Raw genomic sequence first — 23,193 nt, 5'->3', positions numbered from 1 at the left:
GATGGCCTGGCTCACCCTCACCATGGGGTTCACAGTGGCGGGACCGCTGCGGATTCTCACCGCATTCCGCGCCCAGCGGCCCCATTGTTCCACAATCTGGATAAGCTCTCTCATCGTGATTGATGTCGTTGGTGTGCCCGCGTCCGGGCTCGACGAGTTGCCCCCGAGCCTGCGGGAGCTGGTGTCCTCGGCGCCTGTCGTGGTGGGTGGCGCCAGGCACCTGGAGATGCTTCCCGATCCGTCGCGTGGTGTTCCGTGGCCCAAGCCGCTGCGCGCCGGGGTGGCGGAGCTGTTCGGGGAACTCGGTGATGACGTGGTGGTGCTGGCCTCCGGTGACCCTCTGCTGTCCGGGGTGGGGACCACCCTGATGGAGGTGCTGGGAGCGGAACGCATCCGGGTGCATCCCGCGCTGTCGTCGGAGACCCTCGCACGCTCCCGGATGCTGTGGCCAGCGGAGACTGCCACCTGGGTTTCGCTGATCGAACGCGATCCTCGACACGTGCTGACGTTGGCCGCCCCCGGCGAACGGGTCATAGCCCTGTCCGCGGATCAGACCACCCCGGGTGAGCTGGCGCGGGCCCTGGTGACGGCGGGCTGGGGAAGTTCGGCCATGACTGTGCTCGGCGACCTCGGCACGCAGAGGGAGTCCCGGCAGGACTTCACTGCGGAAACCCTCGCCGCACACCAGGAGGAGCTGCCGCGCCTGAACGTGGTGGCCATCGAGTTCGGCACCGGAACTCATCCGATGGTCGTCGGGCCGCTGCTGCCCGACGGAGTCTTCGCCAACGACGGACAGCTGACGAAACAACCAATCAGGTTGCTGGCCCTGGCGGCGCTGGCGCCGGCACGAAACCAGGTGCTGTGGGATGTCGGGACGGGGTCGGGAAGCATCGGGATCTCCTGGTGTCGCAGCGCCCCCGGCACCCGCGCCGTCGCCTTCGAGAAACGCGGTGACCGCGCCGCCCGGGCCTGCGACAACGCGGCCCGCCTCGGGGTGGCGGACCGTTTCGAGGTGCGGGTGGGCGACGCCCTGACCTTGATGTCCGATCCGTCACTGCCCGTCCCGGATGCCATCTTCTTCGGTGGGGGCGCCAACGCGGAAACCTGCGAGACCGCACTGACCGTGCTTCCCGCCGGGGGTCGGCTGGTGATTCATTCGGTCACCCTGGAGACCGAGGTTCTGCTCGCCGATTTGCAGGCCCGTCTCGGCGGCGAGTTGATGAGGATCTCGTTCGAGACCGCGAAACCCCTCGGGTCGTTCCGCGGCTGGCAACCGGCACGTACCATCACCTGCTATTCGTTGATCAAATAGACCTCATGCCCGTTCATCTCCTCGGCGCCTGACCAGGTGCCGCCGGTTTGCTGAACCCGCATGACACCGAGCCGCTGTTCAACGAAGTGAACTGCCCGCCACAATTCTTTCTCGCCCCCGACCGCCAGGGCCGCGCGAGGCCTAGGATCATGCCATGAGGAGCGTTCGGGCCCGCGGCGAGCGCGGCGCCATCACGGTGTGGACGGCGGTCGCGCTGATCGGTTTCATTCTGATCGTCGGGATCGGGGTGGATTTCGCGGGACAGGTCAGGGCCACACAGGAGGCCCGTGGTGTCGCGGCGGAGGCCGCCCGGTCGGGAAACCAGCACCTGCGGATGACGGACGGGCGTCTGAGGCCCGACCCAGCGGTCGCGAAAAAAGCGGCCGAGAACTACGTGGCGGCGTCCCGGTTCCACGGCACGGCCCGGGTGATCGGCGATGACATCGTCGAGGTGGAGGTGACGGGGGAATACACCTGCGTGTTCCTGAAAGCCATCGGGATCACCACTCTCCCGGTCCGGGCGAAGGGCACCTCCGAACTACATCATTCCTCCTAGAAACCCCGAGAGGACACCGCTGGCCCTGCCGCTGCTCATCCGACCGGTCAACGGTTTTCCACGCGCCAAATTGCTCCCCGGAAATCGCAGATGAAGATCAGCCATGGTGATCACCCCGAGGACACACCAAGGCTTGCTCAAAACCACCCTCAACCGCATTCCCGCGGCAGAGGACCGCTGAAAATGAACACGCCTTTCACACCGCTGGCCGGACAGCACCCTCAGCAGCCGTGTTTGTTGTGGTTGGTGGGGCAGGGGGCGTTTTTGGTGGGGGTGCCGGTCTGACTTGGTGGTGGTGACGGGGTGGCGAGGTGGTGCCTGTCGTTGGGAATGTTGACCGCGGATACCTCGACCACTTTGGTGTGGGCCTGGGCGGTGAGGTCCATCTCGATGGTTCCTTGTTGTCCGAGACCACTCCATACGATCACCCAGTGCGCGGTCGCGGTGATGGTGTAGTCACCGGTTTGGTGGTAGACGTAGCCGCAGCTGGGGGATTTCTCGTTGCGGGTTTGGTGTTCGGGATGTTCGACGCCTTTGTCGCATTCCTTGGTGTCACCGTTGCCCATCTCCCAGGTGAGGTGGGTGACCGCTGCGGTGGCGGTGATCGAGTACCCGGCCTGCGTTACGGTTTTGGTGACGGGTCCCCAGGTGTTGGGGGTGGGGTTTTTGACCCACATCCAGTTGTTCCAGCCGACGTAGTTGTATCCGTTGGGTAGTTCTTCGAGGGGGTGGGGCCACAGCCCGATTTCGGGGGCGTGGAGGTCCATGCGTTCGACTGCGATCCTGGCCAGGGTCACAGGGGCTGGGGCGCCACCGGGGTGGGTGGGGTCGTCGGTTGGTGTGGGTAGGCCGGGGAGGTAGCTGGCGCAGGAACCGTCGGTGGCGTAGCTGATGCAGGGGTCCGGGGGGTGTTGCTGGTCCAAGGGCAGGCAGGGTATCCCAACACACGGGGTGAATTCGGGGGTCTCGGTGGGTCGGGTCACCGGACCCCTGCCGGGCCGGCCCGGTTTCCCAGGCTGGCCACCAGACCCCGGAGCCCTGATCTCAATTACACAACCTCCGGCGTTTCTGTCTTTCCTTCCGCAGCGGACCTCTCCTTCGGCGCGGGCCGATTGTGGGAGTAGGCCGGCCACAATCAGGAGACAGGCAATGAGAACAGCAATGGCGGTCAAGCGTTTCATGCCGGGCACCTCAGGGCGTTTTCGTTCGTGGCATCCCCGAATTTCCAGCCGGTCTCGGTTTTGACCACATTCACATTCCACTGGAGATACTGCGGGCGGTCCACGGGAACCACGCTCTTACCGGCTGAGTCGATCACATCGACCTTCCCGACATCGGTGCACATCTGGACATCAACGGAGCGCACCCCATCAAACTCGACCGGCTCCGAGGCACCCGTGATGTGAACAACCGCCTCCCCGGTCTGAACCTGACCCTTCCTGCGATACTCCGCAAGAAGTTCTTTCTCTATGGTTTGACTCTGTCCCGTGGTGATGTCCATGAGAGGCTGGGGATCGGCATCCGGATTACTGAAAACCTCATCCGAGATGCGGATGTATTCGATCACGGTGTTTGCTGCTTCGAGTTGTTCCGGGGTGAAGGTCTCCGACGGCTGCGGCCCAGAGGGTGATGATGCAGCCGACGGTTGGGCCGTGGTGGTTCGGGGAGGCTGCTGCGGGGCGGTCCCCCAGGAAGCCGATTCACTGCTCCCCGGACCGGGCTGCTGCCCGCTGCACGAGGACAGCAGCAAAACCGCGGCCACAGCGACCGTCGTGGTGGTTCCTTTGATGCGATGTTTCATTGTTCAACACCCCCATTGGTGTCACAAACCCGGCAGGTGTCTCCAACCCGGGATCACACGACTCTAGAACCAACACCCAGACCCTGCGGGGCATCGAAGAGACTCTGGCCAAAAGTTAAGGTCTCGGCAGCAGGAAGCGAAGCGGGTGGTTTCGGCTCAGCGGCTCCACCGGGTTTCTTCCTCGGACGCGATCCCGCAGAGACACCTCACCGCAGGATCTCTCAGGGGCTCCACAGGGGTGAACCGGGGCTGACCCCAATGGTGTCACCGCCGCGGCGGTGCGACAGTGGATTGCATGACCACGAGAATCAGCGACGCCACCCGGGACAACGCCATAGACATCGTTCAGCGTGCCTACGCGGAGGGACGCATAAACGAACCGGAGCTGGAGCACCGGTTGGACCTGATCCTCAAGGCAAGCTCAGCCCAACAGCTGCGCCTGGCGATCGCGGACCTGCCCGCGTCTCCCCGGACGCTGGCTCCCGTGCAGCCCGCCACCACCGCAGGGCTCGCGAGTTCCTCCACCGATGCTGCCGCGCTGATCCACTTCACCGGGCTGTTCTCGGGACCAATCGGCCCCGGCCTGGCCTGGCTGGCTACCAAGAGCGGATCGGCGGTCAATCGTGAAGCCGCCAAGGCGCTGAACTACCAGATTCTCGCCACCGCTGGTTTCATCGTGGGAGGGATGCTTAGCATCCTCGGGTTCGGGTTTCCCGTCTTCCTGTGGTCCATCGGCTGGCTGGTGCTCACCATCATCAGCGTGGTCAAGGCCAATCGGGGTGAGGACTGGGAGAATCCGCTGACCCAGATCACCGGGTTCCGGCCCATCAAATATTGACCCCTGCCCCTTGATCGAAGCTCCTCGGAGAAGCTGACGGCAATCGTCCTGCGCCAGGCACCCACCGGAATCGGTGACCCGTGGCGCAGGACGATTTCACGGTCAGCTCTCGATCGCGCTGGGCATCCGGGTTTCCGGATCCCCGGCGTCGCCGAAGAGGTGTCCCGGCAGCCACATCGGGTTTGCCAGGCACCCTCCTGGGCATTCATCAACCTGCCCGAGCCCGGTTTCCACCCCATCCCGGACCGACTCCGACGTCGCTTCTCCCCTCAGCACCTTGAACTTGGTGGTTTTCCGGGGCAATCCCGAGGATGTTGAACTACGCTCCTTCGCTTTTCTCATGAGAACAACCACTTCTTGTGAAATCCATTTCAATTCGTATCCGGGACCCGCTGCCGGAGGCCGCGGCAGCCCCGTGAACCCGGCGATGGGCTCGCTTCAGCCGACGGGCCAGCGTTGCCTGACCTGCTCGACACTGGTAGCGGGGCTTTCCCATCCCAGCGCCGCGGACAACTGCAGCAGGATCGGTTGACGCAGGCGGGCGGCCGTCAAGAGCTCGGCGTCGCTGAGCAGCTCCACGAGCCCGCCCTGCCGCAGCCTCCCGTCGGTCATCACCGCGGCATGGGTGGCGAAGGCCAGAGCGTTGTCCACCTCGTGGGTCGAGAACACCAGCGTGGTGCCCCGCGCATTGATCTCCCCCAGCGTCTGCAGCAGGGCCTCGACCCCGGCGGGATCCAGCCCGGCTGTCGGTTCGTCGAGCAGCAACACATCCACGTTCATCGCCAATGCACCGGCGATGACCACACGCTTCCGCTCCCCGTAGCTGAGTTGATGGGTGGGCCGGTCGGCCAGGTGTTCGATGCCCATGGCGGATATCGCCGAATCCGTGGCCTCGGCGGCCTCGGTCTCGGACAGCCCCAGGTTCAGCGGACCAAAGCTCACGTCCTGCCGCACATCCGCGGAGAACAACTGATCGTCCGGGTCCTGCAGCACCAGCTGCACACGACGCCGATGCGCCCTCAGCCCGGCACGGTCGAAACGCACCGGCTCCCCGTCGAGACGAACCTGCCCGGCCGATGGCCGGTGCGCACCTGCGATGGTGCGCAGCAGGGTGGTCTTGCCCGAGCCATTGGCACCGAGCAACGCCATCCGGGCTCCAGCGGGAACCCCCAGGTCAAGGCCCCGCAACACCTCGCGCCCCTCGAAACCCGCGACGATTCCCGTCGCGGCCAGTTTCATCGCGTCCACAACGCAACTCCCCACATGAGACTCAAACCCACCAACACCCAGATCGGAAGATTCCGGTTTCCGCGCCGAGACGGCAGGGTGGTCAAAGTTGACTCGTGTCCCCGGATGGCCAGGCCGTCGGCCAGGCGGGCGGATGCCAACCAGGTCCGAACGGCAACCGCCCCGACCAACTGCCCCGTCTCGGCGAACCTTCGCCTCATGGGTCCGGTGCCACCGAGTCGTTGCTGCTGGGCCCGGCGTACCAGAACCAGCGAGTTCCAGGCGGTGAAGATCATCCGGTACATCAGCGAGGCGATCTCGATCAGAGGGGCCGGGACGTGCAGTTTTCTCAGCCAGCTGAGCAGATCCACCATGGGGGTGGTCATCGCCAACACCAGCACCCCCAGGGTTCCGGCCGTCGCGCGCAGCAGCAGACCCAACCCCAAGGCCATGTCGGCCTCCCGGATTCCCAGCCAGCCCCAACGCCAACCGGGTCCTTCGAAAGCGCCGATCGTCAGCGTCGCCGAAACCGCTCCCAGGATGATGAACACCGCGGGAGCGGTCATGGCGGCGGCCACCATGCGGACCGGAATCCTGGCGACAACCAGGGCGGCGACGGCCATTGCCGCGACGAGAACCGCGGTTGGCCAAGGACGAGCCAGCAGCGCCGTCAACACGAGCAGCAACGACAGGCCCACCTTCTGACCGACCGGGATTGTCCGCCAGGGACTGCCCCAGGCGGAATCGTCCAGGCCGCTAATCCTCAACGGAAGCGGCCCCCCCGGCTTCCTTCTCGGCCTTGCGCCTGCCGGCCATGCGGCCGAGGCAGTAGAACATGATCCCGGAACCGAGAGCGGCCTGCATGGCGAACAGACCCGACTCGATCTCGCCACCCGCGGGTGGGGCGACGGGCTTGAACCAGGGCTCGGCGCCGTTTTCTTCCAGAATGTCGGTCACGGCCGAGTCGGTGCCACCGAACTCGGACTCGGCGGGCGCGGTGTAGAACGGGATGCAGAACAGCAGTACCAGGGCGACGATTCCCGCGATGATTCCCCACTTGTTCAGTTTCATGACGCCACCTCCACGTCCTTGCGGGAGAGCACACCGAGCTTCGACAGCTCGGGCGTTGCAACCCTGGTCAGGAAGGAGAACAGGAACACGCCGAGAACACCCTCGGCGAGAGCCAGCGGGATCTGGGTCAGGGCGAAAATGGACATGAACTTCATCAGGGTGGCCCCGAAGCTGCCCTCGGTGCCCGGGTAGGCGATGGCCAGCTGGAAGCTCGTGACGACGTAGGTGCTGAGATCTGCGACGGCCATGGCGAGGAACACCGCCACCATCTTGTTGACCCTCTTGAACAGCACCCACATCAGGTAACCGCACCAAGGGCCCGCGACGGCCATCGAGAACACGTTCGCCCCGAGGGTCGTGAGGCCGCCGTGCGCCAGCAGGATCGCCTGGAACAACAGCACGATGGTGCCGAGGAAGGCCAGAACCGGTGGTTTGAACAGCACGGCCCCGGCTCCCGTCCCGGTCGGGTGTGAGGAGGAACCCGTCACCGATGGCAGCTTCACCGCCGACAGAGCAAAGGTGAAGGCGCCAGCGGCAGCCAGCAGGAGTTTGGAGTCAGGATCCTTGCGCACTTGTTTCACGACGGCCATGGCCCCGTGGATCACGAACGGCGTCGCGGCCACGAACCAGGCAGCGGCCTGCAACGGAGGCAGGAAACCCTCTGCAATGTGCATGACGAAACACATCCCTTCTGCGGAATCATGCGTTCCGCAACGGGGCGTGGGACGAGTTCCTGACTCACCTGGATTGGTTCACAGTGGCGCGACCGTCCCGGATTTCCACCGGGTTCCTCGTGACTAACCCACGCTTCGGGCCTCACATTACCGGAACGAAACGCAGCATCCGCACCTGTCGGAGGTAGCCACTTGCGTCAGGAAGGATCCGGATGGCAAGGAAAGCCTTCACATGTCCACTGGTCCGGACCGAGTCCCACCACCGAAACGGTGGCCCGCCGTTCACCGGCCATGGGTTCGCCGGGGACGTGTTGTTGGCCCCGTGGTCCCGGTCGGGCCGACACCGATGGCCCACGGGGTCCCGGTCACAGCTCGGACTCGCTCGCCAAGGCGTTGATCGCCGAAGCGGCCAGCGCGGATCCCCCACGATGCCCGTGAACCACGAGCCACGGCACCCCGAAATCGGAATCCGCGAGGGCCTGTTTCGACTCTGCCGTGCCGACGAAACCTACGGGCACGCCGATGATCGCCGCGGGACGTGGCCCGCCGTCGGCGATCAGTTCCAGGAGGTGGAACAGCGCCGTCGGGGCGTTTCCGATGGCGACCACCGCCCCCTCTAGGTCATCGCCCCACAGCGAAACCGCGGCCGCGGACCGGGTGGTTCCCCACTCATCGGCCAGAGCCACCGCCCGCTCGTCGCGCAGGAGACAGCGCACCTCGTTGTCGGCGGGAAGGCGCCTGCGGGTGATGCCGGACTTGACCATGTTCGCGTCGGTGAAAATCGGTGCTCCCCCACGCAGGGCACCGCGCACCGCGGACACCAGTTCAGGATGGAAGACGACTCGTCGGGGCAGGTCGAGATCGCCGGCGGTGTGGATCATGCGCACCACCACCTGGGCCTCCTCGGGGGTGAAAGCCGTCAGGTCGGCTCCCTCCCGGACGATGCGGAAGGACTCCTTGGAAATGGCGGAGCCGTTGGTTTCGTAGAAGTAGCGTCTCTCGGGTCGCTTCACCACCGAGATCACCTGCCGGCCGCGGTCAGGACGGTCCCGGCAGCCACCGGGGTGATGAACCCCACCCGCTCTCCGCCGGACCCACCGCAGTTCTCATCCATGGTGTGTCGGGAGTGTGGGAGGCCGGGGCAACGGTCATGTTCAACGGTTCGAATCATGCCTGCCATTCTGTTCCACCGGCCTGCCCACCGTGGGAGATGACATCCGGGAATGCCGTCAGGGCTACGATGTCCGCGATGTTGACCTTCGAGTACCGCGGCCTGGGCCCCGATCATTTCCACAGCGACTACCGGGAATCGTGGGATTACCAGCGCCGGGTGCACGCCGAGGTGGCGGCCGGGAAACGACCCGGGCACGTGATCCTGCTGGAACACGAACCCGTCTACACGGCGGGACGGGCCACCCTACCCGAAGAACGTCCCTTCGACGACACCCCGGTGGTGGACGTGGACCGGGGCGGGAAGATCACCTGGCACGGCCCCGGCCAGCTCACCGGCTACCCGCTCCTTCGCCTGCCCGATGGTGTCGGGGTGGTGGATCCGATCCGGCGTTTCGAGGACGCCGTCGTCGACCTGCTGATCGGTTACGGCCTGGACGGGCGTCGCGTGGTGGGCAGGACCGGGGTCTGGCTGCCCGCATCCGGGAGCCGGCCGGAACGCAAGATCTGCGCCATCGGGATCAGGGTCGCCAGACGAACCACGATGCACGGTTTCGCCCTGAACGTGCTCCCCAACCCGGAAGCCTTCGGCAACATCGTTCCCTGCGGAATCAGCGATGCCGGGGTGACCTCCCTGGCGGAGGAACTGCCCGGGAACTGGGATGTCGCCGCGGTGGCCCACGACCTGGAGCCCCATCTCCGTTTTCGTCTGGCGGCCTTCGATCACGGGTGAACCGGCGCTCACGAATCCGCGAAGCGGTTCGATGAACCGCGCGACCATCGGTTCAGCGGGTATCATCCCCCGGGTGACCGCTGTACATCCGGATGGACGTCGACTGCTCCGCATCGAGGCCAAGAACGCCGAGACCCCGATCGAACGCAAACCCGGCTGGATCCGCACCACCGCACGCACCGGCCCGAACTACAGGGATCTGCAGCAGATCGTGCAGAAAGCGGATTTGCACACCGTCTGTCGTGAGGCGAACTGCCCCAACATCTTCGAGTGCTGGGAGGATCGCGAGTCCACCTTCCTGATCGGTGGTGACCAGTGCACCCGGCGCTGCGACTTCTGCCAGATCACGTCCGCGAAACCCGAGGGTTACGACCCGGCCGAGCCGATGCGCGTCGCCGCGTCGGTGAAGAAGATGGGGTTGCGCTATGCCACCGTGACCGGGGTCTGCCGCGACGACCTGCCCGACCAGGGTGCGTGGTTGTACGCCGAGACCATTCGCCAGATCCACGCTGTCAATCCAGGGGTGGGGGTGGAGATGCTCGCCCCCGACTTCTCCGCGGAACCGGACCTGGTGGGCCAGGTCCTGGACACCCGGCCCGAGGTGTTCGCCCACAATGTGGAAACCGTGCCACGGATCTTCAAACGCATCCGCCCGGCCTTCCGCTACGACCGTTCCCTCGACGTGCTGCGGATGAGCCGCGACGCGGGACTGGTCACGAAATCGAACCTGATCCTGGGCATGGGTGAGACCCGTGAGGAGGTCTCCCAGGCCTTGGTCGACCTGTACGAGGCGGGAACCGAGTTGATCACCATCACCCAGTACCTGCGCCCGAACGCGACCCTGCACCCGATTTCCCGCTGGGTGCCTCCCGAGGAGTTCGACGAGCTCGCCGAGGAGGCAAAACAGATCGGCTACTCTGGCGTGCTCTCCGGGCCTCTCGTACGCTCGTCCTATCGGGCTGGCAGGCTGTACAGGACTGCGATGGAAGAACGTAAGAAGGCCGCGCGGAAGGCTGGTGGAAAGTGATGGCACGCAGCGAGAGGGCCCGGGAACTGGCCCAACGACAGAAGGAACAGAAACAGAGACAGAAGGAGAAGGCCCGCGCCGAGAAACTGCGCCGCAGGAACTCCGACAACCCGGCCGACTGGGGCCAGATCCGCCAGATCACGGAGTCGTACAAACTCACGAAACAGCAGGATCCGAAGCTGCCGTGGATCCTGCTCGCCGCGGGCCTCGTCCCGTTCGCGCTGGTCCTGACCCTGGGATTCGTGCTGCATTCGCCCATCGTGTGGGGCATTTTGGGTGTCGCCGTGGGTCTGCTGGCGGCGTTGTTCGTGTTCACGCGGCGCGTGAAACGAGCTGCCTTCAGCCGCTACGAGGGTCAGGCTGGCTCCGCCGAGCTGGCGTTGAACATGCTCGGGAAGAAGTGGAAGCACACCATCGCGGTGGCGGTCACCCGCAATCGCGACTCCGCGAACGTGGTGCACCGCGCCATCGGTCCCGGTGGTCTCGTGCTGATCGGTGAAGGGGACCCCAAGGGCCTCAAGACCCTGCTCGCATCGGAGAAGAAGAAACACGAGCAGGTTGCCTACGGCGTGGACGTGGTCACCTTCGTGGTCGGCAGGGGCGGTGGACAGGTGCCCCTCGACCGGCTGGCCGACGAGATCAAGAAACTTCCGAAGTCCTTGACCGCGTCGAAGATCACGGAGGTGGAGGACAGGCTCCGGGCGCTCGACGCGATGCGCCCGAAGCTGCCCATGCCGAAGGGCCCCATGCCCACCGGAAAGGGCGGCATGAAAGGAGCCCGGCAGGCGCTCCGTGGGCGTTGACGCGCTCCCCGGCTTTCGCTGGTAGCTTTCGGACGTGGCAAATCTGGTCAATCTGGAATCCGTCTCCCACGCCTTCGGCACCCGTGTGCTGCTGGACGGGGTGAGCCTCGGGATCGGGGCGGGCGAGGTTGTCGGTGTGGTCGGGCGCAACGGGGACGGGAAGACCACCCTGCTGCGCATCCTGACGGGCGATCTGGTGCCCGATTCCGGGCGGGTGACGATCTCCAACTCCGCTTCCATCGGGGTGCTGACCCAGCATCAGGCCGGCTCCCCCGGTGAGACGATCCGGCAGGTGGTGCTCGACGGCGCCGCCGATCACGTCTATGCGGCCCGGGCGGATCGGCGTGAGATCGTCGAGGCGCTGCTGGCGGGAGTTGACCTGGACCGTCCCATCGAGACCCTGTCCGGGGGCGAACGAAGGCGGGTCGGACTGGTCGAGGTGCTGCTCGGTGACCACGACCTGATCGTGCTGGACGAGCCCACCAATCATCTCGACGTGGAGGCGATCGCCTTCCTCGCCTCCCATCTGCGTTCCCGCACCGCGGCGGGGCTCGCGATGCTGGTGGTCAGCCACGACCGCTGGTTCCTGGATGCGGTGTGCACCCGCATCTGGGAGGTCCACGACGGTGTGGTGGACGCCTACGACGGCGGCTACGCGGCGTATGTGCTGGCGCGGGTGGAGCGGCAGCGGCAGGCCGCGGCCTCGGAGGCACGCCGCAGGAACCTGGCGCGCAAGGAGCTGGCGTGGCTGCGGCGCGGGGCCCCTGCCCGCACCTCGAAACCGAAGTTCCGCATCGAGGCGGCCGAGGCCCTCATCAGCGACGTGCCCCCGCCGCGCGACCGGCTGGCCCTGGAGAAATTCGCCACCTCGCGTCTCGGCAAGGACGTCTTCGACCTGATCAACGTCGACTACTCCGTCGATGGCCGCAAACTGTTGAACCGGCTCACCTGGTCCATCGGGCCGGGCGACCGCATCGGCCTGGTGGGTGTCAACGGCGCGGGCAAGACCACCCTGCTGGACCTGCTGGCCGGTCTGAGGTCCCCTCAGGGCGGGAAGATCAAGCGTGGCATCACGCTCAGGGTCGGATACCTGTCGCAGAGCGTCGGGGAACTGGACGACGAGGACCGTGTACTCCAGTCCGTCACCCGCCTGAAACAGGCGACGAGGTTGGCGACCGGCCGGGAGGTATCGGCCGGCAATCTGCTTGAGGAGTTCGGTTTCACCGGCGACAAACTGGTCGCCCGCATCGGCGACCTGTCCGGTGGGGAACGCCGCCGCCTCCAGCTGCTCCGGTTGTTGCTCGAGGAACCGAACGTGCTGCTCCTCGACGAACCAACCAACGACCTCGACATCGACACCCTCACGGTGATCGAGGACTACCTCGACACCTGGCCGGGCACCCTGATCGTCGTATCCCACGACCGCTACTTCCTGGAGCGCGTCACCGACGCCTCGTGGGCGTTGCTGGGTGACGGTTCATGTGTGCTGCTGCCCGGCGGGGTGGAGGAATATCTGGAACGTCGCAGCGGGACGAAGACCCCCTCCCCCTCACCCACTCCCCCCGCTGCCAGGCCCCGCTCCGATGCCGCGGCCGAACGCGCCCGGAAGAAGGAACTGGCGCGTCTGGAGTCACAGCTCGCGAAGGTGGACTCCGAGATCGAACGCATCCACGACGCCATGGCCGCCTCGGCGACCGATTTCGAGAAGCTCGCTGCGCTGGACACGGATCTGCGGACCGCCCGGGCACGCAAGGACGAGCTGGAGGACGCCTGGCTGCTGGCGGCCGAATGAGAGGCCATTTCAGCAGGGTCCGGCACTAGAATCCCCGACGTGCCCACCGAGCCGAGCCCCAAGTACCTGACGATGCGAGAACGACTCCGCAGGAGAGTCCTGAAGCTGCCGATCGGTGCCCCGATAAGTTCCGAACGGGACCTGGCCCAGGAATACGGGGTCTCCCGCATGACGGCCCGCCGCGCCGTCATCGACCTGACCCGGGAAGGCCTGTTGGATCGGCACGTCGGGCGTGGCACCTTCGTGGCTCAACCGAGAATCGAATTACGGCTCTCCCTGAACTCCTTCACCGATGACATGCGGGCGAAAGGAAAAGAGCCGGGTGCGATAGTGCTCGACTTCGGCAGCGAACAGGCCAATGACAAGAGCTTCTTCCCGGTCGGGACATCGTTGGTGACGATGACCCGGATCCGCACCGGGGACGGCGTGCCCCTCGCGATCGAGGAGACCCACCTGGATTCCTCACTCGTACCCGGCTATTCCATCGACGACGCCGAGCAGTCCCTCTACGAAATCCTCGGCAGACGTTACGGCCTGCGTCTCGACTCGGGCGAGCAGCGGATCGTCGCCGTGGAATGCCCGAAGGACATCGCCAAATCGCTTCACATCAGGCCCGGCGCGCCGGTTATCCGCATGGATCGCAGGGCCCTAATCCGGGAGCGTCCCGCGGAACACACGATTTCCTGGTACCGGGCGGATGCCTATGAATTCACCGCAAAATTGTTGCCCTCCTCGTGACGGCCGGTTCAAAGTTCGGGTATCCGGTCCCGCAACTGTTCGGCCAGAGCGGTGTTGAAGCCGTCGTTTCCGTCCTGGTTGGCGCTCCGCCACAGACACACCCCGGGGTCGAGTTCCACGGTGGCCGCGAGGATCTCGGTCCAGAGCGCACAACAGGCCAGCGTGGAGAGCGGACCGGTCACCGGATTCCCCGCCGGGGACGACACATCTCCCGGAGGGACCAGGGTGTCGAGGACGACATCAGCCACCTCGTAGAGGCGATGCGCCCCCCGGGGCCGGCTCGCCCGGCTCGCCCCGACGCTGGTCAAGGCCACGACGACCGCCCCGCGCGCCCTCGCCCCCTCCGCTATCTCCACCGGGTACGGGTTGCGCCCCGAGTTCGAGAAGATCGCGACGAGATCTCTCGGGCCCGGATCGACGGCGGTCACCATTTCGGCTCCCACACCGGTTTCCCGTTCGGCCATCGTCGATCTCAGGGCACCGTTCAGGGGAAGCATGTCCGCGCGGAAGAAAGGACGAACGATGGCCAGTCCGCCCGCGCGAAAAAAGGTTTCCATCACCATCGCCAGGGAATGCCCGGAGCCCGCCGTGAAAACGAGCCCTCCCTCGCGATGGGTCCTGGCAATGCAAGTCGCTGCGACGGAAATCTGTTTCTCGTTGTGAGCGACCACCTCATCGATCCAGGTTCCCAGCGAACTCATGCGACCGACGCCTCCGCCAGCAGGCCGGCCAGTTCTTCAGGAGCAGCACCGCGGAGTCTTTCCACCAGATCACCTGACATGGCGAGCGCGAAGGCCCGAAGGCCAGCCATGTGGGTTTCATTGTCCGGGGATGCCAGGCAGAACACCAGATCGACGGGATCGTTCGCCTCGTGGCCGAAGTCAACCGGCCCATCCAGTCGGAGCAGCGACAACCCCGGGTGCAGGCAGGTGCCCTCGGCGCGGGCGTGGGCCAGCGCCACCCCGGGGCTCAACACGAAGTACGGGCCCAGCTCCTCGGCCGATCCGATGCAGCGCTCCCCGTACTCCGGGGTGGTGGCCCCAACCTCCACGAGGAGCGCTGCGGCGGCACGTACGGCGTTTCTCCAACCAGTGGCGGCACCCACCGCCGCCGCGGTCAGCATACGTCCCATCCCGCTGCCGTGAATCCGGTCCGGAGTTTTTCCTCGACCACGGCATCGTCGAGGAAATCATCCACCGACACGATGACGGGTGCGAGTCCCTCCAGTTCATCGGTGTGCATGCCCTGCCCGACCACCACATCCGGTTCCATGCTCCGGGCCGATGAGAGATCGGTGTGATCGATCTCGGTGTTCAGACCCATCCTGTTGAGGGCGGTTTCCACGGTCATGCGAAGGATCAGGGAACTTCCCATTCCCAAGCCACAGACGCAGAGCACCTTCACCGGGTCAGGCATCGTCATTTCGTCTTCTCCTTCGTTTCTGCGTCCTCCGCGTTCACGAGGTTGCGTTTCCGGACGAGCAGCAGGGCCGCCATGGTGATGACCAGGGCCACCGCGCCGACAATCCACAGCCCGACACCCCCGAGCCCTTCGAACAGTTTCCCGAGACCGAGGAACAACCAGCCGACCGCGTACCAGTCGGAATCCGCGAGGGTGGCCAGCTCGGGGGCCGTGGAGCTGTACCAGCCCCAGCCGATCCACTGCCCGAAGGCGAGGATCAAACCGTTGAGCACCCCACCGAAAACGGCACCGCGCCAGCCCGCCGTGGCATTGCCGAAGACTCCGGCGGCACCGCCACCGAAGAACAGCATGATCATGGGTGGGACGAGCGCGAACCAGCCTGCGGTGGCGAAGACGCCCATGCAGACCAGGAAAGTCACCATTGAGGCCAGGAAACCGATCATGACGGCCGTGGGGGATTTCGGGAAGACCGTGGGAATGTCCAGTGCGGGCCGGGAACCCGGCAGGAGTTTCTGGGAGATGCCACGGAAAGCCGGAACTATCTCGGCCAGGAACATCCGGACCCCGTAGAGAAGGACAGCGATTCCCGCCGCGAATCGCAGCGCCTGCACGAATCCCCACATCACGGGGGCCATCGTGCTGTCACCCATCTGCTTCGCGACGACGCCGCCGTCGGCGAACAGTATGGAGACGATCATGATGATGCCGATGACGAACACGGTTGAGACGTTGATGTCCTTCAGGAAGGAGATTGCCTTCGGCATCCGGATCTTCTCGGTGTCGTGTTTCACCGGATCGCCCAGGTGGAGGGCCTTGGCACCGTATCCCGAAAGCAGTGCCAGGCAGGACGTGGTGTGCCCGAGACCGAAGTTGTCCCCGCCGACGACACGTTTCATGAGTGGTTCCATCCACATCGGCTGCAGCGTCCAGTAGCAGGCGACGACCACGGCGGAGACCACCGTGAGGGCGACGGGATCCGCCCCGGGAATCGCCTCCACGAACGTGGCCACCAACACCAGGGACATCCAGTACATCAGGTGCCCGGTCAGATAGACATAGCGCGCCGATTTGAACAGGGCGACCAGGATGAGGTGGATCAGGAAACCGAACGCGATCACCAAGGGAACCACGGTGCCCCTGCCCGCGAGGAAGGTAGTCATGTTGCTGGTGCTGGTCGGCGGCGTGATCCCGAAGGCACTGGAGACGATCGCCTGGAAGGCGACCAGACCGGCAACGAAGATGTCCACGCCGATGTTCAGGATCACGACCCCGAGGGTGGCCCTGACCGCGCCACCCACCACCTGTTCGAGAGGTTTGCGTTGAAGCAGGAGACCGATCAGGGCGATGAGCCCGATGAGAACGGCAACCTGCGAGAAAAGATTGTTCGCCAGCGCAGAGGCGATGTTGGCTATGAGATCCACTGCTACCTCCAATTTTGATGCCGGAGTGAATCCGTCCGGCGAAGACAGTTCTGGCACCCCTGATTGGATTTGCTTTTCCGGATCCGTTGCGGGGCGCCCGGCGATGATGGCTATCGCGGAATGTAAAGACGCACGTCCTTGATGCTCGCCGTCCCCTCATAGAAGTTCATGTGCGGAATGCCGATCATGAAATAGTCGGGATAGGACGAACCGGCAGGCCAGATGTTGGGATCCACGAAGGTCTTGTCACCCGCGGAATAGGTCCAGTCCATGTTGTACCGGCCGTCGTACTCATCGGTTCTCTGGTTGTAGTGATGGATCGGGTGTTCACCGTCATCGAAGGGCTGACTGTACCGGTACGTGCCCCACCCCACGTTGCGGAAATACCCTGAAACCTCGAGTGTGTACTGCCCGCCGCGACGCTCTATGGCGAAAACGTAGCTCGCCTCGGGCATCTTCTCGGGAACCATGTCGACCTGGCTGACGATCGCACCGCCATGGACGGTTCCGCACTCGGATTTCATCAGGTACTGGGTCCCCGGAGAGCTGGAATAGCGACGGAACGGGGTCATGAAGAGCATGTTCACACCATTCCCGCTGCCCCACTCGTACGGCTGGAAGGCACCCGAGACGGGATCGCAGTACCGCAGACCGTTTCCGGTGTAGCGATAACGGTTGTAACCGTCCATCACCACCTTGCGCCGCTGATGGACGAAAACATTGTTGTGTGGAGCCACCGGATGGTCCATGATCGACAGGAAGTAGTAACCGTTGGAGTCACCGGTGACGTCGAGCCAGTCGCATTCCCCCGGGGCGTAGTCGGCACCCGGAGAGCCCGCCCATGGGAAATTGGTCTTGCAACCACCGGGGCCGTACCCATTGGTCTTGCCGTCGTAATCCCAGGAGCCGTTGCGCTGTCCGCCGAAATCGATTGCCCGAAGGGTCACCTCGACGCGGTACTCCTCGGGCAGGGCCTCGGTGGATCGGAGAATGGCGGCGGAGTTGTGATCCGGAACGGTGAAGGTGCCGACGGATCCCGTCTTCCTCGATTTCGTGCGCGCGAACGTGGGGACGCCGTCAGGGGTGCCGTCCCGGTCCCGGTCCCGCGCGGCGAGCTCCACGGTCAGCCACCCACCCTTGCCGATGGCGTAGGAGCGCCGGTAGAGATCCATGGTGGCCAGATGTTCCCGGAACGCCTCCCCGCCGAAGGTCTGGAAGAACTCCCCGTCGTTGTCGTAGGCATCCACGTCGTACTCGGTGTCCTTCTCGTCCTTGCTCGGGAACCAGCCGGTGTCTCCCCTGACCTTCAACGGCCGGTTGAAGCTCTCGGCACGGACAAGCTTCCACGCCCCCTTGCCTCGGGGGTTTTCCGGGAGCGAGGACAAGCTCGGCGAACCAGCTGCCACCCCGGAACCGAGAATCACGGAGGCCAGCACCGCGACAGCCAGCACATGTCTTGCACGAATCATTCGCTCCTCCTCGAGCGACCAACAAATGGTATAGACCATCTTAGGCGGAGGTGCCTCGGGGGTCAACAGTTGACGAGATCTCGGACCCGGGCATCCCGGCCGACCCGGCGAGCACTGCACCGACCTGCGTCCGGGAGCGTCGAAGCAGACCCGGCGGGCGACGCCCGGCCGGCCCCACCCGGGCCGACGATTCGAGAAACCTCAGCCGATGCCGCGTCTACTCAATGTTCGGAACAGCGGTGATCGGCAACGGTTCGGTTCGCGGGGTGGGATCGCTCGCCAGGCGCCCGTAGGTCACGACGTCGATTCGCTGCCCGTCGATCAGGAATTTCTCCCGTTCGACGCCTTCCTGGACGAACCCGGCGGCGAGCGCCACTCCTCGGGATGCGGGATTGTTGACCCGGTGGCCGAGTTCCAGGCGATGCAGTCCGCCCGATGTCAGGGCCCAGTTCGCGACGGTGGCCGCCGCACGGCCCGTCCAGCCACGCCCCCGAGCCGCGGGATGGGTCCAGTACCAGAACCACGCGTTGCGGTTCCCGGAATCGACACTCAGGGCAACGAGCCCGAACAACAAATCGCTTTCCCCGGCCATTGCGAATGGCAGATGCGCGGCATCGGGATCAAGCAGTCGTGCCACGTAGGCCTCCGCCTCCGATGGATCGGTGACCCGTCCCTGCCGGGCCATGTCACCGGCCGACGTAAACGCCTCCAGCACTCGGGGCGTGTCGCCGATTTGCAATGGCCGAAGCCTCATCCCAGTCATCGGTTGCCCTCCGGGTAGTTCCGCATCTCCTCGGTGCAGCAGACACCTCGGAGAAACCGAGAGTCCCGGGCGCGAACAACGACATCCCGGCAATCGGGTCTCATGGTATGCCCAGTTTCCAGAAAGCCGGATCAACCGATGCCGGCGCAGCGACCCATCGCTGCACCCTCCCGCGGCAGCGCACCGGGGCGTCCCGCATCGAAGGTGGCGAGGGCTGCAAGCAGGCGCTTGTTTTCATGACGGTCCGCCACCGATCGGAAGCCGCCCCCTGCCCAACCGACCTTCTCTTCTACTTTGTCATCCAGACGGGTATTATTCATCACATGATGAACTCATCACTTGATGAATCAGCTGTCTCCGTGTCCGGCCTCGTCGTCAGGCGCGGCCGCAGCGAGATCCTCCACGGGGTCTCCCTCTCCCTACCCCGCGGTTCCGTCACGGGGTTGCTGGGTCCCTCGGGCTGCGGGAAGACCACCCTGATGCGCGCCCTCTTGGGGGTGCAGCACATCACCGCGGGCTCGGCGACGTTGCTGGGACTGCCGGCCGGGCATCCGAGGTTGCGCCGACGGGTGGCCTACACCTCGCAGGCCGTGAGCATCTACACCGATGCATCCCTGCTGGCCAACACCACTTATTTCGCGCGCCTGCTGGGTGCCGGGCGCGACTCGGCGCACCGGGCCATCGAAAGGGTGCAACTGGACGGCCTGGAGCACCGCCGAATCGATCAGCTGTCCGGGGGTCAGGCGAGCAGGGCCTCCCTGGCCTGCGCGCTGGTGGGTGATCCTGAGGTGTTGATCCTCGACGAGCCGACGGTGGGTCTGGATCCCCTGACCAGGCAGGCCTTGTGGGAACTGTTCCGCGACCTGGCCGGCCGGGGAACCACGCTGCTGGTGTCCAGTCACGTCATGGACGAGGCGACCCGCTGCGATTCCGTGTTGTTCATGCGGGACGGACGGTTCCTGGCCCACGAACCCGTGGCGGCTCTCCAGCGCAGAACGGAAACCAGCACCCCGGAGGATGCTTTCATGGCCCTGATCGAGGAGGCGGCATGATGAGCACCCACACCGTCGCACGATCGGTACCGTTCGCCACGGTGGCCCGGATCGCCGCGCAGTTGAAGGGCGACCCGCGTGCCATAGCCCTGATCCTCCTGATCCCGCCCCTGCTGTTGACCCTGCTCTACTACGTCTTCTACGACCTGCCGACACCACCCGGGCAATCCCGCGTCTTCGACACGACCGGCCCGATCATGCTGGCCGTGCTGCCAATGTTCATGATGTTCATCGTCACCTCGGTGATCATGCTCCGGGAGCGCACCTCCGGGACCCTGGAACGGATCTTCACCACTCCCCTGACGCGTTTGAACCTGCTGGTCTCCTACGCCTGCGTGTTCGGTCTGCTCGCGGTGCTGCAGAGCAGCATCCTGGTGGTCCTGCTGCTGGGCCCGCTGGAAATCGAGCTGACCGGCCCGGCCTGGGCCCTGCTCCTGCTGTCCTTCCTGGGCGCGGTGATCGGGGTGGCCTTCGGCCTGCTGGCCTCGGCCTTCGCCCGGACCGAGTTCCAGGCGGTGCAGTTCATGCCGGTCTTCATCGCCCCGCAGCTGTTTCTCTGCGGCCTGCTCGTCCCGAAGGAGCAGCTCCCGGACGTGTTGGAGGCCATCGCGAACTGGCTGCCGATGACTTGGGCGGTCGATGTCGTGCGCGACGTGCTGGCCAATCCGGAGCTAGGCTCGGACAGCTGGTGGCGGTTCACCGCCCTGGCCGGGGTGATCTTCGCCGCCCTGCTCATCGCCGCGGCCTCCATGCCGAGAAAGACGAGGTGATCGCTTGTCCGGGGGTTCGAAGTCGGAACGCACCAAACTGCGCATCCAGCAGGCGGCCGCGAAGCTGTTCGCATCCCGGTCCTTCGAGACGGTCAGCACCCGCGCCATCGCCAAGGAGGCCGGGGTCGACGCCGCCCTGATCCACCACTACTTCGGTTCGAAGGAGGGCCTGTTCCAGGCGGTGCTGAACGCCGCCATCCGCCCGGAGCAGTTGGAGGCATTGGTCGTCTCGGAATCCCCCGATGACTGGGGACGGCAGCTGGTGCGCGCCGCCGACAAGGTCTGGACCTCACCCGCCGCCCCCGCCCTGAAGGCGGTGGTGCGGCGGGTTCTGGTGGGCCACGAGGGCATGCTGCGCGAATTCGTCACACGCTCCCTGCTCAACAGATTCCTCTCCCACATCGAAGGCCCCGAACCGGAGCGACGACTCCGGGCCTCCCTGATCGGATCCCAGATGTCAGGACTGGTGATCGCACGCCACATCGTCGGCATCGAACCGCTGGCAAGCCTTTCCACCGACGAGGTCGCCGACCTGATCGGCCCCGTGCTCCAGCACTACATCACGGGCTCACTGCAACCGGGGAAAATCGTCGAGGGAGAAAACTGACTCCACGGGAACCTCGAAGAACCTGGCGATCCTGAGCGCCAGATGCAATGACGGCGAGTACTCACCCCGTTCCAGGTAACCAACGGTCTGGTAGTGGACACCGAGCGCCTCGGCCAGCTCCCGGCGGCTCACCTTGCGATCCGCCCTCATGACGGCAATGCGATTGAAGACCCGCTCCTCCACCAAGTCATCCTCCCGCCAGGGAACGAATGTTGGTTTGCATGCGTGAAAGCCTACCGATGCTCTCCTTGCGGAAACCGCGACGCACCAGGGCCGCGGCAACCGGGAAGCCCACGAGAACCCAAGCGGTCAACACACAGAAGGCCAGAAGCGGCTGGAACGAACCACCCACCTCCCAGGCCGGATCACCGACGAGCGCCCAGCGGGTCAGGTGCCCGGACCAGTAGAACGGGAGTGCCTGCTGGATGACCTGCACCCAACCGGGCAGCGTCACCAGCGGTATGGCCGCCCCGCTGGTCCCGAGCAGCGCGAACACCAGCACGTAGGAGAGCATCTGCAGATTGGAACCGCGCGCCACCGCTCCGGACAGGAAACCGATGGGCGCCGCCGCCAGGGATGCGCCGATCGCCAGGCCGACGACGGGGATCAATTGCCCCCACCCGAGCGGGAAACCATTCAGCAGGAACATCCCGAGCACCAGGAGGATCACCTGGCTCACGACGAGTATCGCCGCGGTCGAGATGGTCTTGCCGATGGCCCACACCATAGGGCCGTGCGGCAGGACCCGGACGCGCAGCAGGGCCCCCCCCGACGCGGTCCGTGTAGGTTTCCGCCCCCACCTGTATGACGATCATGCAGCTCCACGAACCGACGAAACCAGCCACCGTGAGCGAGTCCGTTCCCGGGCCCCCGGTCAGATTCAGCCGGGACAGCCAGAGGATCAACAGCGCCGGCAGGAACGCAGTGAAAATCCCCGCGCCAACGAAGGCCGGCCGCAGGTCCCCACGGACCTGGACCAGAGCGGCGCGGAGAATCGCGAGGAACGTGGGAGGGGTTGCGCGGGTCATTTCCCCTCCTTGGTCAGGGCCAGGTAGGCATCCTCGAGGTTGGGGCGGGTGATGGTGAGACCCGAGATGGCGTCGAGATCGAGGGTTTTGACGAACCCCTCGGGGGAGCTGGTCGCGTGGACGTGACGTTCACCCGCCTCGTGCCACGTCACCTGGGCCGTGCCGGAGAACTGCTCACGCAGTTCGGTGACGGTGCCGTCCGCGAAGACCCGGCCCCGGCCCATGATCACCACCCTCGACGCGAGCCTTTCGACCTCCGCCAGGTCGTGGCTGGTCATCAGCACAGTGGCGGCGTCATCGACGCGCTCGAGGATGAGATCGTGCACCCGCGCCCTGGAGGCCGGGTCCAGACCCGCGGTCGGTTCATCGAGGATCAGCAGCTCCGGTTTCCCCAGGAGGACAGCAGCTAGGTCGATGGTCCGGCGCTGACCTCCCGAGAGCCGTCCGAGCCGAACCTTGGCCTTGTCCTCCAGACCGACCATGCGCAGCACTTCAGCCACGGTTGAGCCGGACCGCCCTGATGTGGCCTGAATGGCGCGCACCCATTCGAGCTGGTCACACACCCGCCACCTGGAGTGATCGGACCAGCTCTGCTGGACGAGACCGATCCTGCCCCAGAACCCGGCATCCGCTTTCCCGGGATCCACGCCGAGTACCCGAATCCTTCCGGAATCGGGCGACAGGAAACCGAGCAGCAACTCGACGAGGGTGGTCTTACCCACCCCGTTGGGCCCCAGGAGGAACACGACCTCACCCGGCCGGATCCTGAGATCCACTCCCCGAAGCACCGGTAGGTTGCCGTAGGCGAAATCGACCTGTTCGACCACAATCACTTCAATCGCACCCTCTCTCGGTAGCGAAGACACCAGCTTTCATAGCAGGAATGCTACATATCATACTATATCCATTCCACCTTGGG

General features: G+C 65.3%; 29 protein-coding genes and 2 riboswitches. Of the genes, 11 read left to right on the top strand and 18 right to left on the bottom strand.

The window, feature by feature from the left end; genetic code table 11:
* Positions 1-2: 2 nt before the first annotated feature.
* Positions 3-67: riboswitch (cobalamin riboswitch) on the bottom strand.
* A 48-nt stretch (positions 68-115) separates the two neighbouring features.
* On the top strand, positions 116-1,312 hold the full coding sequence (gene cbiE, locus ACO6D6_RS01595; protein WP_484782699.1) for a precorrin-6y C5,15-methyltransferase (decarboxylating) subunit CbiE: 1,197 nt from the start codon (positions 116-118) through the stop codon (positions 1,310-1,312).
* Between the two features lie 154 nt (positions 1,313-1,466).
* Positions 1,467-1,868, top strand: a complete 402-nt coding sequence (locus ACO6D6_RS01590; RefSeq protein WP_484782697.1) for a TadE/TadG family type IV pilus assembly protein — start codon at positions 1,467-1,469, stop codon at positions 1,866-1,868.
* Between the two features lie 221 nt (positions 1,869-2,089).
* Here the strand turns inward: ACO6D6_RS01590 and ACO6D6_RS01585 are convergent, their stop codons facing one another.
* Together ACO6D6_RS01585 and ACO6D6_RS01580 are read right to left on the bottom strand one after the other, a co-directional pair.
* Positions 2,090-2,791, bottom strand: coding sequence for a hypothetical protein (locus ACO6D6_RS01585; RefSeq protein WP_484782696.1), 702 nt, complete (start codon positions 2,789-2,791; stop codon positions 2,090-2,092).
* Positions 2,792-3,045: 254 nt separating this feature from the next.
* Positions 3,046-3,369, bottom strand: coding sequence for a hypothetical protein (locus ACO6D6_RS01580; protein WP_484782694.1), 324 nt, complete (start codon positions 3,367-3,369; stop codon positions 3,046-3,048).
* 595 nt (positions 3,370-3,964) lie between these two features.
* On the opposite strand from ACO6D6_RS01580, the gene ACO6D6_RS01575 reads away from it, so the two are divergent.
* Entirely contained in the window at positions 3,965-4,507 is a 543-nt protein-coding gene (locus tag ACO6D6_RS01575) for a magnetosome magnetite crystal formation protein family (protein ID WP_484782692.1), read from the top strand.
* 102 nt (positions 4,508-4,609) lie between these two features.
* On the opposite strand, the gene ACO6D6_RS01570 is transcribed toward ACO6D6_RS01575, so the two are convergent.
* The 6 genes from ACO6D6_RS01570 to ACO6D6_RS01545 all read right to left on the bottom strand — a co-directional run bounded on the left by ACO6D6_RS01570 (position 4,610) and on the right by ACO6D6_RS01545 (position 8,495).
* Positions 4,610-4,849 (bottom strand): hypothetical protein, encoded by a 240-nt coding sequence (locus ACO6D6_RS01570; protein ID WP_484782691.1) that lies wholly within the window; start codon positions 4,847-4,849, stop codon positions 4,610-4,612.
* Between the two features lie 96 nt (positions 4,850-4,945).
* On the bottom strand, positions 4,946-5,746 hold the full coding sequence (locus ACO6D6_RS01565; protein ID WP_484782901.1) for an energy-coupling factor ABC transporter ATP-binding protein: 801 nt from the start codon (positions 5,744-5,746) through the stop codon (positions 4,946-4,948).
* Complete coding sequence (cbiQ, locus tag ACO6D6_RS01560; RefSeq protein WP_484782690.1) at positions 5,743-6,501, bottom strand: cobalt ECF transporter T component CbiQ; 759 nt, start codon at positions 6,499-6,501, stop codon at positions 5,743-5,745. The genes ACO6D6_RS01565 and cbiQ overlap by 4 nt, the downstream gene beginning before the upstream one ends.
* Positions 6,491-6,805 carry an energy-coupling factor ABC transporter substrate-binding protein gene (locus ACO6D6_RS01555; RefSeq protein ID WP_484782688.1) on the bottom strand — a complete coding sequence of 105 codons (315 nt, stop codon included), beginning with the start codon at positions 6,803-6,805 and terminating at the stop codon, positions 6,491-6,493. The genes cbiQ and ACO6D6_RS01555 overlap by 11 nt, the downstream gene beginning before the upstream one ends.
* A complete protein-coding gene (locus tag ACO6D6_RS01550) occupies positions 6,802-7,479 on the bottom strand; it encodes an energy-coupling factor ABC transporter permease (protein ID WP_484782686.1) in 678 nt (225 codons plus the stop codon). Before ACO6D6_RS01550 ends, ACO6D6_RS01555 begins: the two co-directional genes overlap by 4 nt.
* Before the next feature lie 32 nt (positions 7,480-7,511).
* A riboswitch (cobalamin riboswitch) is annotated at positions 7,512-7,626 on the bottom strand.
* 218 nt (positions 7,627-7,844) lie between these two features.
* Positions 7,845-8,495 carry a precorrin-8X methylmutase gene (locus tag ACO6D6_RS01545; RefSeq protein WP_484782685.1) on the bottom strand — a complete coding sequence of 217 codons (651 nt, stop codon included), beginning with the start codon at positions 8,493-8,495 and terminating at the stop codon, positions 7,845-7,847.
* A 224-nt stretch (positions 8,496-8,719) separates the two neighbouring features.
* Here ACO6D6_RS01545 and lipB point away from each other — a divergent pair, with 224 nt between their 5' ends.
* The 5 genes from lipB (at position 8,720) to ACO6D6_RS01520 (ending at position 13,742) form a co-directional block, all read left to right on the top strand.
* Complete coding sequence (lipB, locus tag ACO6D6_RS01540) at positions 8,720-9,382, top strand: lipoyl(octanoyl) transferase LipB (RefSeq protein WP_484782683.1); 663 nt, start codon at positions 8,720-8,722, stop codon at positions 9,380-9,382.
* Positions 9,383-9,455: 73 nt separating this feature from the next.
* On the top strand, positions 9,456-10,409 hold the full coding sequence (locus ACO6D6_RS01535) for a lipoyl synthase (protein ID WP_484782682.1): 954 nt from the start codon (positions 9,456-9,458) through the stop codon (positions 10,407-10,409).
* Complete coding sequence (locus tag ACO6D6_RS01530; RefSeq protein ID WP_484782681.1) at positions 10,409-11,212, top strand: DUF4191 domain-containing protein; 804 nt, start codon at positions 10,409-10,411, stop codon at positions 11,210-11,212. The genes ACO6D6_RS01535 and ACO6D6_RS01530 overlap by 1 nt, the downstream gene beginning before the upstream one ends.
* A 34-nt stretch (positions 11,213-11,246) precedes the next feature.
* Entirely contained in the window at positions 11,247-13,004 is a 1,758-nt protein-coding gene (locus ACO6D6_RS01525; protein ID WP_484782679.1) for an ABC-F family ATP-binding cassette domain-containing protein, read from the top strand.
* A gap of 39 nt (positions 13,005-13,043) precedes the next feature.
* Complete coding sequence (locus ACO6D6_RS01520; RefSeq protein ID WP_484782677.1) at positions 13,044-13,742, top strand: GntR family transcriptional regulator; 699 nt, start codon at positions 13,044-13,046, stop codon at positions 13,740-13,742.
* A gap of 8 nt (positions 13,743-13,750) precedes the next feature.
* Here ACO6D6_RS01520 and ACO6D6_RS01515 read toward each other — a convergent pair whose 3' ends face one another.
* The 7 genes from ACO6D6_RS01515 to ACO6D6_RS01485 all read right to left on the bottom strand — a co-directional run bounded on the left by ACO6D6_RS01515 (position 13,751) and on the right by ACO6D6_RS01485 (position 19,137).
* Entirely contained in the window at positions 13,751-14,443 is a 693-nt protein-coding gene (locus ACO6D6_RS01515) for a sugar isomerase domain-containing protein (RefSeq protein WP_484782676.1), read from the bottom strand.
* Positions 14,440-14,874, bottom strand: a complete 435-nt coding sequence (locus ACO6D6_RS01510; RefSeq protein ID WP_484782674.1) for a PTS sugar transporter subunit IIA — start codon at positions 14,872-14,874, stop codon at positions 14,440-14,442. Before ACO6D6_RS01510 ends, ACO6D6_RS01515 begins: the two co-directional genes overlap by 4 nt.
* A complete protein-coding gene (locus ACO6D6_RS01505) occupies positions 14,859-15,164 on the bottom strand; it encodes a PTS sugar transporter subunit IIB (protein WP_484782672.1) in 306 nt (101 codons plus the stop codon). Before ACO6D6_RS01505 ends, ACO6D6_RS01510 begins: the two co-directional genes overlap by 16 nt.
* Complete coding sequence (gene ulaA / locus ACO6D6_RS01500; RefSeq protein WP_484782671.1) at positions 15,161-16,585, bottom strand: PTS ascorbate transporter subunit IIC; 1,425 nt, start codon at positions 16,583-16,585, stop codon at positions 15,161-15,163. Before ulaA ends, ACO6D6_RS01505 begins: the two co-directional genes overlap by 4 nt.
* A 110-nt stretch (positions 16,586-16,695) precedes the next feature.
* Positions 16,696-18,054, bottom strand: coding sequence for a hypothetical protein (locus tag ACO6D6_RS01495; protein WP_484782669.1), 1,359 nt, complete (start codon positions 18,052-18,054; stop codon positions 16,696-16,698).
* A gap of 217 nt (positions 18,055-18,271) precedes the next feature.
* Positions 18,272-18,808, bottom strand: a complete 537-nt coding sequence (locus ACO6D6_RS01490; protein WP_484782667.1) for a GNAT family N-acetyltransferase — start codon at positions 18,806-18,808, stop codon at positions 18,272-18,274.
* Between the two features lie 140 nt (positions 18,809-18,948).
* Positions 18,949-19,137 carry a hypothetical protein gene (locus ACO6D6_RS01485; protein ID WP_484782665.1) on the bottom strand — a complete coding sequence of 63 codons (189 nt, stop codon included), beginning with the start codon at positions 19,135-19,137 and terminating at the stop codon, positions 18,949-18,951.
* Positions 19,138-19,140: 3 nt separating this feature from the next.
* Between ACO6D6_RS01485 and ACO6D6_RS01480 the strand changes: the two genes are divergently transcribed.
* From ACO6D6_RS01480 to ACO6D6_RS01470, 3 genes are read left to right on the top strand one after another with little or no spacing between them, the layout of a single operon-like run.
* On the top strand, positions 19,141-19,869 hold the full coding sequence (locus ACO6D6_RS01480) for an ABC transporter ATP-binding protein (protein ID WP_484782664.1): 729 nt from the start codon (positions 19,141-19,143) through the stop codon (positions 19,867-19,869).
* Entirely contained in the window at positions 19,866-20,639 is a 774-nt protein-coding gene (locus ACO6D6_RS01475; protein ID WP_484782662.1) for an ABC transporter permease, read from the top strand. Before ACO6D6_RS01480 ends, ACO6D6_RS01475 begins: the two co-directional genes overlap by 4 nt.
* A gap of 4 nt (positions 20,640-20,643) precedes the next feature.
* A complete protein-coding gene (locus ACO6D6_RS01470; protein WP_484782660.1) occupies positions 20,644-21,246 on the top strand; it encodes a TetR/AcrR family transcriptional regulator in 603 nt (200 codons plus the stop codon).
* Here the strand turns inward: ACO6D6_RS01470 and ACO6D6_RS01465 are convergent.
* The 3 genes from ACO6D6_RS01465 to ACO6D6_RS01455 form a co-directional block, all read right to left on the bottom strand.
* Complete coding sequence (locus tag ACO6D6_RS01465) at positions 21,208-21,396, bottom strand: helix-turn-helix transcriptional regulator (protein ID WP_061787200.1); 189 nt, start codon at positions 21,394-21,396, stop codon at positions 21,208-21,210. The genes ACO6D6_RS01470 and ACO6D6_RS01465 overlap by 39 nt on opposite strands.
* A 37-nt stretch (positions 21,397-21,433) precedes the next feature.
* The gene (locus tag ACO6D6_RS01460; protein WP_484782658.1) at positions 21,434-21,973 is read right to left on the bottom strand and encodes an ABC transporter permease; all 540 of its coding nucleotides are present in this window, start codon (positions 21,971-21,973) and stop codon (positions 21,434-21,436) included.
* Between the two features lie 297 nt (positions 21,974-22,270).
* Positions 22,271-23,107 (bottom strand): ABC transporter ATP-binding protein, encoded by an 837-nt coding sequence (locus tag ACO6D6_RS01455; RefSeq protein ID WP_484782657.1) that lies wholly within the window; start codon positions 23,105-23,107, stop codon positions 22,271-22,273.
* Between the last annotated feature and the right edge of the window lie 86 nt (positions 23,108-23,193).

This window comes from Arachnia sp. (genome assembly GCF_057238465.1).
Note: the sequence above shows the minus strand (reverse complement) of the source record. Positions and strands in the feature narration are given on the sequence as shown.